The organism is Paenibacillus sp. PAMC 26794 (genome assembly GCF_000316035.1).
Classification (GTDB): Bacteria; Bacillota; Bacilli; order Paenibacillales; family Paenibacillaceae; genus Paenibacillus.
In genome coordinates this window covers 57,958-72,894 of record NZ_ANHX01000041.1, presented here as the reverse complement: position 1 = coordinate 72,894, position 14,937 = coordinate 57,958, and the positions used below count along the sequence as shown (strand labels likewise).

Below are 14,937 nucleotides of genomic sequence, written 5' to 3'. Positions count from 1 at the left end.
GAGTTGTCTTGAATGAACAGGAAGGAAGTCAACAAGAGTGGTACCGCGAAGGTGAACAGCCTGTCGTCTCTTGCATTATTGCATGAGGTGGCAGGCTTTTTTTGATTTTCAAAATAAGGATGAATGAAGTTAGGTCATATTATAAATGTGATGAACGGGAGCAGTAGAACGATAAAGCGCTCAGAGAACTGCGGGGTGGTGCGACGCAGTGGCTGGAATCCTTCGAATCTCGCCCGGGAACGGAGCTGTGGAAGCGTGGGGACGATATCAATCGCCCAGTTGTCCTGATGGACAACAACATGTGTTACACAGCAACGGTTAACCCCCGTTATAGGGTGTTTCTCCGAATTCCAGTGGTGTCGTGCGTGTACGTATATCCAGCGGATCGGAGACGACGAGGTGGATGGAGTCCGGCGCAAGCCTGGCCCATCAAGCGAGAGTGGTACCGCGGAGGGGATAATAACCCGCCGTCTCTTATATGAGATGGCGGGTTATTTGTGTTTGCTGCCGGCAGCAGGGTGGGCATGGGAAGAACCATATGGAGATTGAAGAATCAGAAGGTCAGGGTGTAAGTCGACGTACACTCTGTCATGAGGGTAAGCAGGATATAAAACGAACGAGTAATGAACATTGAACAACAAGTATAGGCACTAAACATTCACAGGTATTAGTGATCACCAAGGACTAAGCTACAAACAACATACGCGTTTACAAACAAAGTATATAACAACAGTGACGGCGATCAGCGGGTGTTCTGTGGCTCGTGGGTCACAACGAAACGATTATAAAAATTTGATGGAGGTTGATGGATATGACAACAACTAATAACAAACGCATGATTGAGATTTTTGATACAACGCTGCGTGATGGAGAACAGGCACCAGGAGCAAGTCTGCAACCCGAGCAAAAGATTGAACTGGCACATCAACTGGCTTCTCTGGGTATCGACGTCATTGAGCCTGGATTCCCGATCTCCAGTCCAGGTGAGTTCGCGGCGGTTCAGGCGATTTCGAGACAGTTGCAGAACGTGGAGATCTGTGGATTCGCGCGTGCGGTCAAAGGTGATATCGATGCAGCAGTTCAAGCAACAGCGGATGCAGCACGGCGCCGAATTCACCTGTTTATCTCTTCTTCGGATATTCACATTGAGCATCAACTGCGCCGTCCGCGCAGTGAAGTGGTGGCTACCGCTCGTGAGATGGTATCTTATGCACGTCAGTTCACGGACATCGTAGAGTTCACAGCTATGGACGCTGCCCGTACCAAAATGGACGATCTGATTGAAATGGTTGAAGTCGCCATTGAAGCCGGGGCCAGCATTATCAATCTGCCGGATACGGTCGGATATGCCCTGCCACATGAGTATGGTGAGATGTTCCGCCGGGTGCGTGAGGGTGCAAGAGGTGGCGATCAGGTTCGCTATAGTGCCCACTGTCATAATGATCTGGGTTTGGCTGTAGCCAATAGCTTGGCTGCAATTGCCAATGGAGCTACCCAGATTGAAGTGACCATCAATGGTATCGGAGAACGGACGGGGAACTGTGCACTGGAAGAGCTGATTATGGCGCTGGAGACTCGGGGTGACGCAATTGGTGCAACGACGAACATTAAGCTGAATCAGCTGTATGAGACTTCACGTCAGATTAGCCGTGCGATGCACTTCCCGATTGCGTACAATAAACCGGTGGTGGGACGTAATGCATTCCAGCATGAATCAGGCATCCATCAGGATGGTCTGCTGAAGAATCGGAACACCTATGAGATTATGGACCCGGAAGCGCTGGGTATTCCACGCAGCATGATTATTCTGGGCAAACACTCCGGTCGTCACGCCCTGAAGGATCGGGTTCGCAAATACGGTTTTGAACCGGATGAGCAACAGATGGAGCAATTGTATGAGGTATTCAAAGAAACCGCAGACCAGCAAAAAGTGGTCAGTGACGACCAGTTATTGCAGATGGTTAGCCAGACCATGAATATTCCTGCACAGGATTATGAGCTGGTTGAATTGCAGGTGACGGCGGGCAGCATGACGGATCGGATGGCCGCCGTACGTATTCGCACAAGCGCTGGAGAACATTCTTACTCCGCTGTTGGCGGTGGACCCGTGGATGCAACCATCCGTGCGATTGGTCAGAGCATTTCCGATGATATTGCATTTGTTGATATGGAGATGCATGCCTTGAGTGGTGGAGAGGGTGCAAGCGCAGAAGCTGTAGTTACCGTGGAGCGTGCAGGACGTGAGTTCCGGGGAACGGCAACACATAATGATATCGTCATGGCTGCCGGTCTTGCTTATGTAGCAGCTTGTAATGCTGCTGGGCTGAAGGCCGAGTCTTCCGAACATCATGAACAAGAAGCACATGCGTAAAACATCTTTTTCCAGATCGTATCTACAGCGGCAATAGTAGCAATTGCAATTCGATGTAAATATGCATGGCATATAGTAAATAAATGACGGGCAGGCCTTGAACGACAAAGGTCTGCTTTTGTCTTATTATGGAGGAGCATTGAGGAGTGGAAAGATGCATTTGTCAAGGTGTGACTATAGTTATCCACATATCCAGTGAAAATTGTGGGTAACTACCCCAAAGCCAAACCAGTATAGTTTTCGAAACAAAAAGAGTTTAGGGGATAGAATGACTCCTTACTATCAACAAAGTTGTGGATAATGTGGATAACTTAGTGGATAAATATGGTTTTTGTGTGTAAAAGGCTATTCTACCGCTGTATAATTAAGCTTATTAATATGCTTGCTATCTTGATTTCTTGTGGATAAGTGTGAGGGGGAATCATACAAAAATATTTCTCTTCTTTCGAGTGAATTTGACAAAAGCCAAAATATGTCCCACGACCTCCATATGTTAGAGTTCAATCTCAAGGAATATAACAAACATAAGGAGCGAAATAAGCATAGCTTCAATATACTCCTCCTCAACATACTCCTCCTAAACAAACAAAAAGCCGATCCCAATAAGGAATCAGCCGGTGGTACAACTATACTTGTATGGACGCGATCAAGCCATGGTCTGAGTCTGTACTATTCGTACTATTCCATAGCTAGTTCTTCCCAGTCCTCGTATGCCTTGGTGAGTTCTGCTTTGTGTTCCTCCGATTGTTGCTGGAGTTCTTGCAGCTTCATATAATCCTGATAGATTTCAGGCAGAGCCATCTGTGCCTCAAGCTCTGTAATCTTCGTTTCCAGCTCTGCAATCTGTTGTTCCAAAGCTTCTTGCTTGCGTTGCCGGTTACGCTCTTCACGCTTCGCCTGTTTTTCCGCTTCGAATGAAGCCGCTCCGGATTTTTCGGTTGTGGCTGTGTTCAGATCGGATTTGGACGAGTTCTTGGCTGAAGCCTGACGTGCCTCAGCAGCTTCACGTGCGATGTCCTCAAGCTCCTGTTTTTTCTCCACATAATCATCGTAATTACCGAGATATTGTTCTGTGCCGCCTGGATGAAGCTCAACAATGCGTTCAGCCATTTTGTTGAGGAAGTACCGGTCATGGGAGATGAACAGCAGGGTGCCTTCATAATCCATTAATGCCGCTTCCAGCACTTCTTTGGCAAACAGGTCGAGATGGTTCGTAGGCTCATCCAGAATGAGCATGTTGGCTTCCTTCAGCATCAGCTTGGAGAGAGACACACGTGCTTTCTCACCGCCGCTGAGGGAGGAGATTTTCTTGAGCACATCGTCACCGCTGAACAAAAAGTTCCCCAGTACGGTCCGAATGCGTGCTTCTTCCATCCCGGGATAGGCACTCCACAGTTCTTCCAGAACCGTGTTGGACGGATTGAGCCCAGTCTGTTCCTGATCATAATAGCCGATCTGCACTTTTGTTCCCCATTGGATCTCCCCGGTTACCGGACGTAAACTTCCCGTAAGACACTTCAGCATGGTGGATTTACCAATACCGTTTGGTCCAATCAGAGCAACCGTTTCCCCGCGCCGTAGATCGAAGGATACATTGCGGAACAATGGAGAAGCCTCGTCATAAGCGACAGAAAGTTGATCCACACGAAGTACTTCCTTGCCTGACATAACGGCGGTTTCGAAGGAAAAATGGGCTTTTTTCAAATCTCCCATCGGTTTATCAAGCCGCTCCATTTTGTCGAGGGCTTTGCGCCGGCTTTGCGCCCGTTTGGTCGTCGAAGCACGTACGATGTTTTTCTGAACAAAATCTTCCATCTTGGAGATTTCGCCTTGCTGTTTCTCATATTGCTTCATCTGAGTTTCATACTCGGCAGCCTTGAGCTCCATATAACGGCTGTAATTGCCCGTATATTTTTTGGAGCGGTGACGTTCGATCTCAACGATGGTTGTTACGAGTCGATCAAGGAAGTACCGGTCATGGGATACCACGAGCAGTGCGCCTGAATAACCTCTCAGATAATCTTCCAACCAAGTAAGGGTGGCGATATCAAGATAGTTGGTAGGCTCGTCCAGCATGAGCAGATCAGGTGCCTGAAGCAAAATACGAGCAAGCGCAAGGCGTGTCTTCTGCCCGCCGCTCAGAGTAGCAATGGGGGTGTCTGGCGAAAATTCGCCGAATCCCATCCCGTGCAGTACGCTGCGAATGCGGGTTTCCATTTCATAACCGCCATGGTCCTTGAACCAGTCGGAGCGTTTCGCATAACGTTCCAGCAGGTCAGCATACTTTTTCTCATCTTCCATCTGGGCAGGGTCGGCAATATCGCGTTCCATCTGACGCAAATCGGCTTCAGCCTGTGTCAGGTGAGCGAAGACGTTCATCATTTCTTCCCAGATGTTACGGTCGGATTGTAGCCCGCTGTTCTGAGCCAGGTAACCGAGCGTCGTTTCTTTGGATTTGAAAATCTGTCCTCCGTCATAGGACATTTCACCGGCTACAATTTTGAGCAAAGTGGATTTCCCTGCACCGTTTACACCAACGAGGCCGATGCGCTCGCGTTCTAATATTTGTAAGTTCACGCCGTCCAGGATTGGATCGACACCAAAACGTTTGATAATTCCGGATACTTGCAGCAGCATAAAATTAAGTTCCTCCATAGGTCCAGTTCTTGATATGACAACTATATCTCAGTTTACATGAAATACAGAGCAATTGCACCGATTGGGAACGCATGGGGCATGTAGTCTTTTTGATCAATCAATGATAAACTGAAAGAAGGCATGTTATTACATGAGGATTTTGCAGAAAATGAATCATTTTAACCATTTCAACAAGATGACAACTGGTCATAACATATAAATTGTTTTTAATGAGAGCTTTTTTCTACCTTCCCTATCAACAGGAGGTTATTCAAGGATATGCAGGATCATGCGGAACTGAAAAGTCAGCTTCGATCCAGACTAAGACAGAGCCGTGATCTGATGGATGCGAGCATGCGTCAGCAGGCGATGACTAAGATTAACGCTGGAGTGAAGCGGGAGCTGGAGCGCCTTAGACAGGCCAAGAGCAAGGTCGTGAACAGACCACTCGTTATATTCAGTTATTTGTCCTATGGAAGCGAAGCATCCACAGCTTTTTGGTTTCAAGAGGGCTGGAATCATGGAGATGTGATGTTTGCACCAAAGGTGTTGGCGAATCCACCTCGAATGGAGCTATGGCGGGTGACCGGAGAACAAGATCTGGAGCCAGGCATATGGGGGATACCGGAACCCAAGGATTCCTGTGAAGTTCTTTCACCTGAAGATTGGCCGGATATCGATCTCGTTCTGGTACCTGGGCTTGGTTATGATCTACATGGCGGGCGCATTGGTTATGGTGGCGGTTATTATGATCGTTTTGCCGAGACGCTTGCAGCCACATGTGCGATGACGGGCAAGAAACCGTTGATGGCTGCGATGGTGTTGCCGGGTCAGCTACAGGAGGAGATTCCGATGGACCTGCTCGATCTGCGGATTGATCTGTTGATAACAACCGAAGGTATATTACATATCGAATAAAGGGTTGTGATGTGATTGAGTTCAGAAGTGAACAACGGCCAGGCTTCGGGTGGCAAACTGACCCATTTTAATGAACAGGGGCGGGCCCGGATGGTTGATATTTCAGGTAAGGAAATTACCGTACGTACGGCTGTAGCCGTAACCAAGGTGACGATGAATCCAGATACACTGGAAGCGATTCGGGAGGGCCGAATCGGCAAAGGTGATGTTCTGGCTGTGGCTCAGATTGCCGGGATTCAAGGCGCGAAGAAAACGTCGGACTGGATTCCGATGTGCCATCCGCTGGCACTGACAGGTGTGGATATTCGTTTTCATGATAACGGAGTGGATGAATTACACATTGAAGTTACTGTCAAAACCGAAGGCAAAACGGGTGTTGAGATGGAGGCACTCACGGCTGCCTCAGCTGCAGCACTGACGGTCTATGACATGTGCAAGGTCATGCAAAAAGATATGATTATCGGTCCAACCATGCTGAATTCCAAGAGTGGTGGCAAAAACGGTGATTACAGCCGATAGGCAATATTTATTTTCATAGAGGAGAAGGGTGATCTTTATGGTGTGGAGAACAGCAATCCTGACAGCCAGTGACAAAGGAGCCCGCGGGGAACGTGAGGATACGAGTGCACAAGTCATTCGGGAGCTGGTGGAAGAAGAGCTGGGTGGTCAAATCGTGGAGTACCGTATCGTTCCGGATGAACCCGATGAGATTATTGCGGCTTTGATTGAGATGACGGATTATTTTCACGCCGATCTGGTGCTGACTACCGGTGGCACGGAGCTGGCCATTCGTGATATTACTCCGGAAGCGACCCGGCGCGTGATTGAACGGGAAGTTCCCGGGATGGCAGAGGCCATGCGGTACAGTGTAATGAGCAAAAACCGTTCTGCAATGCTGTTCCGCGGGGTATGTGGCATTCGTGGACGTACGCTGATTGTTAATCTGCCAGGCACACCGAAGGGTGTGCATGAACATCTGGCTGCCATTATGGATCAGCTTCCGGAAGCGCTGCTGATGGTTACGGGTCAGTTCAAGCAATAATCGAGCATGGACTCTGGGGCAAGATATCCGATTAGCCATGAACCGGTGTTAGATTGTTATAGTGACATCTCTTATTTGTGAATTTTGCGGGTTATGTAAGTGGTTACAATTGTGATATGATTGCAATAAATCTGAAAAAAGCTTGGCATCGTTTGAGCAAGTGAACAGAGGTTTGCATCTTCCAATTTGAAACAAAGGAGAGATAGCTGTGGGAGGTTTTGGAATTGGGCCAACAGGAATTATATTGCTGGTCATAGTTGCGTTATTATTGTTTGGACCCAACAAACTTCCGGAACTGGGACGTGCAGTTGGGCGTACCTTCCGTGAATTCAAAGAGGGCGCTCGCGAGATTATCTCTGAGGATGACTCGTCCAATCGCAAAGAGCAGGAGAAGGCGAAACCGCTGGCGGCTGAGAGCACACCTGCAGACAAGCCTGCTGATAAACGCCTGCCGGAATAATCTTGACGGCAATGAAAGAGAAATCCCTTCCTGCCGGAAGGGTTTTGTATTTTAAGCTGGCAATAATGGGGGGGCAGGCATGACGCAGCAAATGGAAGAAATGTCAATTACGGAACATCTGAGCGAGCTGCGCAAGCGGCTGATCTATGTACTAAGCATTTTTGTGCTGGGACTGATTGCAGGATTTTTTGTGGCGGACCCGGTATACCAATATCTGACGAAGGCAGAGTCGGCAAAAGGTTTTGTATTGCATGCCTTCTCGTTCTGGGACGGGATTGGCATCTACATGAAGATTGCCGGTTTGTTTTCACTTATTATTACGCTGCCGTTTACGGTGTATCAGATCTGGAAGTTTGTTAGTCCAGGGCTAAAACCGCGCGAGCGAAAAGCAACGCTGAAGTATGTGCCCTATGTATTTCTGTTATTTCTGACAGGTATGGCTTTCTCGTATTATGTTATTTTTCCGATGGCACTTGCCTTCACCACAGCAATTACGGAGAAGATGGGGCTTGTGGAGACCTACGGGATGAAGCAGTATTTCAGCTTCCTGTTTGGCATTGTGTTGCCTGTGTCCCTGTTATTTGAACTTCCTTTACTTATTATGTTTCTGACAGGACTGCGGATTCTGAATCCAATTCGTCTTCGCAAGATGCGCAGAGTCTCTTATTTTGTTCTGATCTTCATTGCAGTGGTTATTACACCACCAGACTTCATTTCCGATCTGCTGGTGATGATTCCCTTGCTCCTGTTATATGAGATCAGTGTGTTATTATCCGCAATTGTATATCGCAAGCAGCTTGCAGCCGATGAAGAGATCGAATCCCGCTACGTTCGTGCCGAGGATAAGAAACATGCGGGCTGAACGAAGACAGCTTCACTCTGCCCGGAAAAGACGTTCTGTTCTTATCCGGGCTATTTCTGTAGACTGCCGACCACCACGACAGGACAAGCAGGCATATTATGTTCAACAATGGATACAATGGGGAAGGGACTGTCTGTTAACGTTGCAGAAGGGTTAAACAATTTCGTAGAATAAGATTAGTGAATTGCAACATAGAACCAGGCACAGCGGGTGTAATTTGGCTATGTTTGTGTAAATTCAACGTAAATTCTCGCAGGAATTCGTCAAAAGGACTTGAAATCATGCTTCAAGTTGAGTATCATAAAGTTGGTTGTTAGCACTGAACACTGTCGAGTGCTAATACATATGGCTACAACCTACAATGTAACGTTATATAATTTCAAAAGGAGGCTATTTTTCATGATCAGACCTTTAGGTGAACGCGTATTGGTAGAACCACTGGAGCAAGAACAAACAACTTCTTTCGGGATCGTACTCCCGGACTCCGCCAAAGAAAAACCGCAAGAGGGTAGAATCATTGCAGTTGGTGCTGGAGTATTGAAAGACGGCGTACGTGTAGCTCTGGAAGTGAAAGAAGGAGATCGCGTTATTTTCTCCAAATATGCCGGTACAGAAATCAAATTCGAAGGTAAAGAATATTTGATTATGAAAGAGAGCGATATTCACGCGATTCTCGACTAATTCAAATTTAATCGGATAACCGAACCATATAGCACTACCATTTTCCAACAAAAACTAGGGAGGTTTTCTTAACATGGCTAAAGACATTAAATTCAGTGAAGACGCTCGTCGCTCCATGCTTCGTGGTGTGGACGCATTGGCTAATGCAGTAAAAGTAACACTCGGTCCTAAAGGCCGCAACGTGGTTCTGGAGAAAAAATTCGGAAGCCCGCTCATCACTAACGATGGTGTAACCATTGCTAAAGAAATCGAACTGGAAGATGCATTCGAGAACATGGGTGCACAACTGGTTAAAGAAGTAGCAACAAAAACCAACGATGTTGCCGGTGACGGTACTACAACAGCAACTGTATTGGCGCAAGCGCTGATTACAGAAGGTCTGAAAAACGTAACTGCAGGCGCTAGCCCAATCGGTATCCGTAAAGGGATCGACAAAGCGGTTAAAGCTGCGGTTGCTGAATTGCAATCCATCTCCAAACCAATTGATTCCAAACAATCCATCGCACAAGTTGCAGCAATCTCTGCAGCTGACGAAGAAGTAGGCGAACTGATCGCTGAAGCTATGGAAAAAGTAGGTAAAGATGGCGTGATCACAGTAGAAGAATCCAAAGGATTCGCTACAGAACTTGAAGTGGTTGAAGGTATGCAATTCGACCGTGGATACATCTCTCCTTACATGATCACTGATACGGACAAAATGGAAGCTGTTTTGGACAATCCGTACATCTTGATCACAGACAAAAAAATCTCCAGCACACAAGATATCTTGCCATTGCTTGAGAAAATCGTTCAACAAGGCAAACCGCTGGTATTGATCGCTGAAGATATCGAAGGCGAAGCACTGGCTATGCTGGTTGTGAACAAATTGCGTGGTACATTCAATGCTGTAGCTGTTAAAGCTCCAGGATTCGGTGACCGTCGTAAAGCAATGCTGCAAGACATCGCTGCCCTCACTGGTGGCCAATTGATCACGGAAGAACTGGGTCTGGACCTGAAATCTGCTGTTGTGGAACAACTGGGTACAGCTCGTCAAATCCGCGTAACAAAAGAAAACACAATCATCGTTGACGGTGCTGGTAACAAATCCGATATCGATGCACGTGTTAGCCAAATCCGTACACAATTGGAAGAAACAACTTCCGAGTTCGACAAAGAGAAACTGCAAGAGCGTCTGGCTAAATTGTCCGGCGGTGTAGCAGTAATCAAAGTTGGTGCGGCTACTGAAACAGAATTGAAAGAACGCAAACTTCGCATCGAAGATGCCCTGAACGCAACTCGCGCTGCGGTTGAAGAAGGTATCGTATCCGGTGGTGGTACAGCGCTCATGAACGTATATAGCGCAGTTGCGGCTGTAGCTCTGTCCGGTGACGAGCAAACAGGCGTAAACATCGTCCTGCGTGCTCTGGAAGCACCAATCCGCACAATCGCAGCTAACGCTGGCGAAGAAGGTTCCGTAATCGTTGAACGTCTGAAAAAAGAACAAACTGGCGTAGGCTTCAACGCTGCAACTGGCGAGTGGGTTAACATGATCGAAGCAGGTATCGTTGACCCTGCGAAAGTAACTCGTTATGCATTGCAAAACGCTGCTTCCGTAGCTGCAATGTTCCTGACTACTGAAGCGGTTATCGCTGACAAACCAGAACCAGCAGGTGCTGGTGGCGGAATGCCTGACATGGGCGGTATGGGTGGAATGGGCGGCATGATGTAATAAAGGTGTAAAAACCTTTATTACATCATTTGCCTGGCAGAGTGAATTCTCGTTACGATGTGACAAGAATTTGTGAAGCAGTCACTGTTACAATTGATAAATAAAACAAAGACCACTTCTTAATATCTATTAAAATGTACCCTATAAGATGGACACTTTGAAAAAAGTCCATCTTATAGGGTATTTTGTTTATAATGAAAAAAAAACGATGTTGGAGCGGAAATGTTATGACGAAAAGATTACTGACGAAGAAAGAACAAGAACAACTAAAACGAAATCCAAATGTGATCGCTGTTAGTGATAAGGCGATTACGTATACCGATGAATTTAAGCGCCATTTCATTGCACAAAATGAACAAGGAAAACTTCCTCGTGAAATTTTTGAAGAAGCTGGCTTCGATGCCGAATGTATTGGTTTGGAGCGTATCCGTTCTTCTGGGAAACGTTGGCGTGCCTCGTATCGTGAGGCAGGTGTAGAAGGCTTACAGGATACACGCAAAACCCTTTCAGGGCGCCCATTAAAACGTGAATTGACATTAGAGGAAAAGATTAAACGCTTAGAAGCAAAAAATCAATTGTTGCAAGCGGAGAATGAACTGCTAAAAAAGCTCGATCTACTCGAAAGGCAGATGTTGAAAAAGAAATAAAAGTGGCTGTAGAGCTGAAGTTTGAACTCATTTATCGGACGATCAGAACGTATAAATTGAAGCGGTTGGTCAGATATCTATGCGATGTTATGGAAGTATCACGTTCCGGATATTACAATTACTTCTCTGGAAAATCAGTGCAAAAGCGCGTAGCTAAAGCCAAAACAGATGAGATTATAAAGGAAATGATTTTAAAGGCGTATCATTTTCGTGGACGAAAAAAAGGAGCACGCCAAATCAAAATGACATTAGAAAATCAATACAAGATGACGTACAACTTAAAGCGTATCCGCCGTATTATGAAGAAATTTGAAATCATCTGTCCCATTCGAAAGGCTAATCCGGCCCGTAGAATGGCAAAAGCAACGAAAGAACATCGCACATGTCCAAACGAATTAAAGCGCAATTTTAAGCCAGGCGAGGCGGGAAAGGTGTTATTAACCGACATCACCTATTTAACGTACAAAGGCAATAAACGTGCGTATTTATCGACGATTAAAGACGCACAGACGAATGAAATTTTAGCGTATGAAGTTTCTTCTTCGTTAAGTATAGGAATTGCGCTAAACACGCTTCGTAAATTACAGAAGCATCGCCATTTAGCCAAAGATGCCTTAATCCATTCCGATCAAGGCTTTCATTATACGAATCCACAATTCCAATCCGTAGTGAAGAAAATGGGATTAAGACAATCCATGTCACGTCGAGGCAATTGTTGGGATAACGCCCCCCAAGAATCATTCTTTGGGCATTTTAAGGATGAAACGAATATCAAAGAATGCGAAACATTAGAAGAAGTAAAACGAGAAATTAAGAGTTATATGACGTACTACAATCATTATCGAGGGCAATGGAATTTGAAAAAGCTGCCGCCTGTAAAATACAGACAGCAGCTTCAACAAGTTGCCTAGTTCTTTTTCAAAATGTCCTTTACAAAGGGTACACTTTAACTAGGACAAGGTTTCATTCATGAAGATGTTCTAATTTGTCTCACCTTACGGGTCTAATACTATTCAATGTCTTATTTTTGTATTTACTCACCGGGTATTGAGGTCATAAAGGAGTATCCATCTACTAATCCACGAACGCTATAATTCGCATATGCAACACTTGCAACATATGAATCTTCAAACACATTTTTATTATAATTAGCATTTTTAGCAGAATTCGTATAGTCTTTCGAATAAACTAATCCAACTTTTGTACCGCCTTCTCCAAATGCCCCAAAAGCTCTAAATTCTACTACACTTCCTATGCTCTTATGATAAGCCTGGTTTATATCACGAATTATAAAATTTCCACTTACAGAATTATTTATAAATCCAATTTTGGATTCTCCGTGCCCTGTCAGTTCGACTTTGTTAAAGTTCCCTACAAAATATTTTTTAGCATCACCTATTACAACGTTAGAAGGTTGAATAGTTGGGGTTTGATTAACTGGTGCAGCATGTAGCTTAATGAAATTTGCATCTTCATCAGAAAAAATCTCACCGATTTCATATTTGTCTGCTATTTCAGTTATTTTTGCACTAATTTCATCCGTAGTGAGTTCACTTGATAAAGTTTGAATTTTTGTAATTGGCACAGCATTTTCTTTAACAGAGTTAGCTTCCTCCTGAGACAGTATTTCTCCTGAATCATAATTACTTCCAATGTCACTTACAGCAACTGAAGTAATGCTTTGAGCATTTGCTGCCATAGGTAACATTATTGTAATTGCTCCTGCAGTTAATAGGGTCTTTAAAATTTTCCTTTTCATCATTTGTATGTTTCTCCTCACTTATTTATATTATGTTAATCTTTAACATGTTTATTAATTTACCATATTCCAGTATTAATTTCCATGAGACTTTATTAATAGGTATTTTTAACTATTAATTAGTATTGTTTTGATAATAGAAGAAATATAGGTAGGATCATCTGAACATGTTAGCCCTGAGACTGAAACCTTGTTTCTATGATTTCGTATGTACTGTGATACATAGAGAGCTTATCAGTAACGACTTGAGGAGGAAATGATTTGAGAAAGGGTACAAAGTGGACATTATGGATTCTGGGCTTGATGCTCGCTGCAATATTTATCAACTTTTTTATGAATCTATATAGCTTTGCTTATGCACTGATTACTGTGCTTATACTTGCCTTTATGGGGTGGGGTTTCTTAGCGAAATTAAAGAACGATGTTCGTCAGCATGAAGATTACCATAGAAGAGAGCATCAATCTGCGAACGATGACATCGATAGATACACCAGGTAGAATTCAACCAACCTATCATACTTAGCACGTAGCATACATGAGAAGTTATAAGAAACTTGCACTGAAATGATTAAAAGGCTCCCGTGAGGGAGTCTTTTTAATGGCTGATCTTGTAAAAGGAAGTAGGGATGTTTTCTTCTATTGCTAAACAGACAGTTGTTAAGTAAAATAAACATATGAACAAGTGCTCATATATTAATGCATAAAACAATATTGAAGATGATACATATGTACGATGTACTGGTTATAGGATCTGGGCAAGCAGGCTTGGCAGCAGGTTACTATCTTCAACAGTCGGGGTTAACCTTTTTAATCGTTGACGCTGCCTCAACTGTCGGGGAATCTTGGCGTAAACGGTACGACTCCTTGCATCTTTTTACCCCACGAATGTATGACGGGTTACCCGGAATGCCTCTTAGTGGAAATGAAAATAGCTTGCCAAGCAAAGATGAAATTGCAGATTATTTTGAAAACTATGCTAAACAAATGGAGCTTCCAATAAAGTTAAACTGTTTAATCTCTCGTCTATCGAAGCAAGATGAGGTGTACTGTGCTGAAACCAATGATGGAATGATTGAAGCGCGCAATATTATCGTCGCGACGGGACCTTTCCAGACCAAGAATGTTCCTCATTTTGCGAAATCATTATCCGAGCATGTGATTCAGCTTCATTCATCAGAATATAAAAATATCTCTCAATTGATCCTTGGAACAACAGTAGTTGTAGGCGGAGGGAATTCAGGCGCCCAAATTGCTGTAGAGTTAGCATCAGATGAACAACAAACCGTATACATATCCATAGCTCGAAATATAACATTTAGGCCTTTGCATATTATGAAACGAAGTATATTCTGGTATTTTGAAAAGCTCGGAGTATTACGTGCAAGTGCAGATCGTATGGTTGGAAAATGGTTGCGAAATCAGCCTGAGTACGTATATGGCTATGAGTTAAAAGAATTGATGACCCAGGGAAAAGTTAACATGCGCCCACGTGCTATTAATGCAATAGATGATCGCATCCTATATGAGGATGGTAGTGAGACACGAATAGACAATATTATCTGGGCGACTGGGTTTAAGCGAAACGATAGTTGGATCGATATCAATACTGCTTTTGATGCCAAAGGTGGAATTATACACGAGAGAGGCGTATCACCGGTTGCTGGACTGTACTTTGTAGGGCTACCTTGGCAAACATCACGGGGTTCAGCACTGTTGGGATGGGTTAAATACGATGCTCAGAAAATCGTTAATCATGTGATTCAAAGGTAAGACACATTATACTAGGCAGATGCTCGGGATGAGTAGAAAATATCATAACTCACATTTTTGGGTATATTCTTAAAAGGAGGGA

The 14,937-nt window shown here is 44.6% G+C and carries 13 protein-coding genes and 2 other annotated features (1 of these 15 only partly in view); of the genes, 11 read left to right on the top strand and 2 right to left on the bottom strand.

Going from position 1 to position 14,937, the window contains the following annotated elements; genetic code table 11:
- Window positions 1-74 (top strand) — a binding site (T-box leader) (it extends 285 nt beyond the left edge of the window).
- Window positions 75-141: 67 nt separating this feature from the next.
- Window positions 142-478, top strand: a binding site (T-box leader).
- Between the two features lie 333 nt (window positions 479-811).
- Complete coding sequence (locus tag D829_RS0116835; protein WP_017690084.1) at window positions 812-2,371, top strand: 2-isopropylmalate synthase; 1,560 nt, start codon at window positions 812-814, stop codon at window positions 2,369-2,371.
- A gap of 678 nt (window positions 2,372-3,049) precedes the next feature.
- On the opposite strand, the gene D829_RS0116830 is transcribed toward D829_RS0116835, so the two are convergent.
- A complete protein-coding gene (locus D829_RS0116830; RefSeq protein ID WP_017690083.1) occupies window positions 3,050-5,008 on the bottom strand; it encodes an ABC-F family ATP-binding cassette domain-containing protein in 1,959 nt (652 codons plus the stop codon).
- Between the two features lie 279 nt (window positions 5,009-5,287).
- Here D829_RS0116830 and D829_RS0116825 point away from each other — a divergent pair, with 279 nt between their 5' ends.
- From D829_RS0116825 to D829_RS32985, 8 genes are all read left to right on the top strand, one after another.
- A complete protein-coding gene (locus D829_RS0116825) occupies window positions 5,288-5,926 on the top strand; it encodes a 5-formyltetrahydrofolate cyclo-ligase (protein ID WP_017690082.1) in 639 nt (212 codons plus the stop codon).
- A gap of 15 nt (window positions 5,927-5,941) precedes the next feature.
- A complete protein-coding gene (gene moaC, locus D829_RS0116820) occupies window positions 5,942-6,445 on the top strand; it encodes a cyclic pyranopterin monophosphate synthase MoaC (RefSeq protein WP_017690081.1) in 504 nt (167 codons plus the stop codon).
- A gap of 37 nt (window positions 6,446-6,482) precedes the next feature.
- On the top strand, window positions 6,483-6,968 hold the full coding sequence (locus D829_RS0116815; RefSeq protein WP_017690080.1) for a MogA/MoaB family molybdenum cofactor biosynthesis protein: 486 nt from the start codon (window positions 6,483-6,485) through the stop codon (window positions 6,966-6,968).
- A gap of 208 nt (window positions 6,969-7,176) precedes the next feature.
- Window positions 7,177-7,428 (top strand): twin-arginine translocase TatA/TatE family subunit, encoded by a 252-nt coding sequence (gene tatA, locus D829_RS0116810; RefSeq protein ID WP_017690079.1) that lies wholly within the window; start codon window positions 7,177-7,179, stop codon window positions 7,426-7,428.
- A 79-nt stretch (window positions 7,429-7,507) separates the two neighbouring features.
- The gene (gene tatC, locus D829_RS0116805) at window positions 7,508-8,290 is read left to right on the top strand and encodes a twin-arginine translocase subunit TatC (RefSeq protein ID WP_017690078.1); all 783 of its coding nucleotides are present in this window, start codon (window positions 7,508-7,510) and stop codon (window positions 8,288-8,290) included.
- Between the two features lie 399 nt (window positions 8,291-8,689).
- Window positions 8,690-8,971, top strand: a complete 282-nt coding sequence (groES, locus tag D829_RS0116800; protein WP_017690077.1) for a co-chaperone GroES — start codon at window positions 8,690-8,692, stop codon at window positions 8,969-8,971.
- 73 nt (window positions 8,972-9,044) lie between these two features.
- Window positions 9,045-10,679 (top strand): chaperonin GroEL, encoded by a 1,635-nt coding sequence (gene groL, locus D829_RS0116795; RefSeq protein WP_017690076.1) that lies wholly within the window; start codon window positions 9,045-9,047, stop codon window positions 10,677-10,679.
- 227 nt (window positions 10,680-10,906) lie between these two features.
- A protein-coding gene (locus D829_RS32985; protein WP_241230788.1) for an IS3 family transposase occupies window positions 10,907-12,237 on the top strand; the annotation gives its coding sequence in 2 pieces (ribosomal slippage) (window positions 10,907-11,288 and window positions 11,288-12,237; 1,332 coding nt in all).
- 122 nt (window positions 12,238-12,359) lie between these two features.
- On the opposite strand, the gene D829_RS0116780 is transcribed toward D829_RS32985, so the two are convergent.
- Window positions 12,360-13,088, bottom strand: coding sequence for a hypothetical protein (locus tag D829_RS0116780; protein ID WP_017690073.1), 729 nt, complete (start codon window positions 13,086-13,088; stop codon window positions 12,360-12,362).
- Window positions 13,089-13,346: 258 nt separating this feature from the next.
- Here D829_RS0116780 and D829_RS0116775 point away from each other — a divergent pair, with 258 nt between their 5' ends.
- Both D829_RS0116775 and D829_RS0116770 read left to right on the top strand, forming a co-directional pair.
- Entirely contained in the window at window positions 13,347-13,583 is a 237-nt protein-coding gene (locus tag D829_RS0116775) for a hypothetical protein (protein WP_017690072.1), read from the top strand.
- A gap of 219 nt (window positions 13,584-13,802) precedes the next feature.
- Entirely contained in the window at window positions 13,803-14,855 is a 1,053-nt protein-coding gene (locus tag D829_RS0116770) for an NAD(P)/FAD-dependent oxidoreductase (protein ID WP_026081224.1), read from the top strand.
- Window positions 14,856-14,937 lie beyond the last annotated feature (82 nt).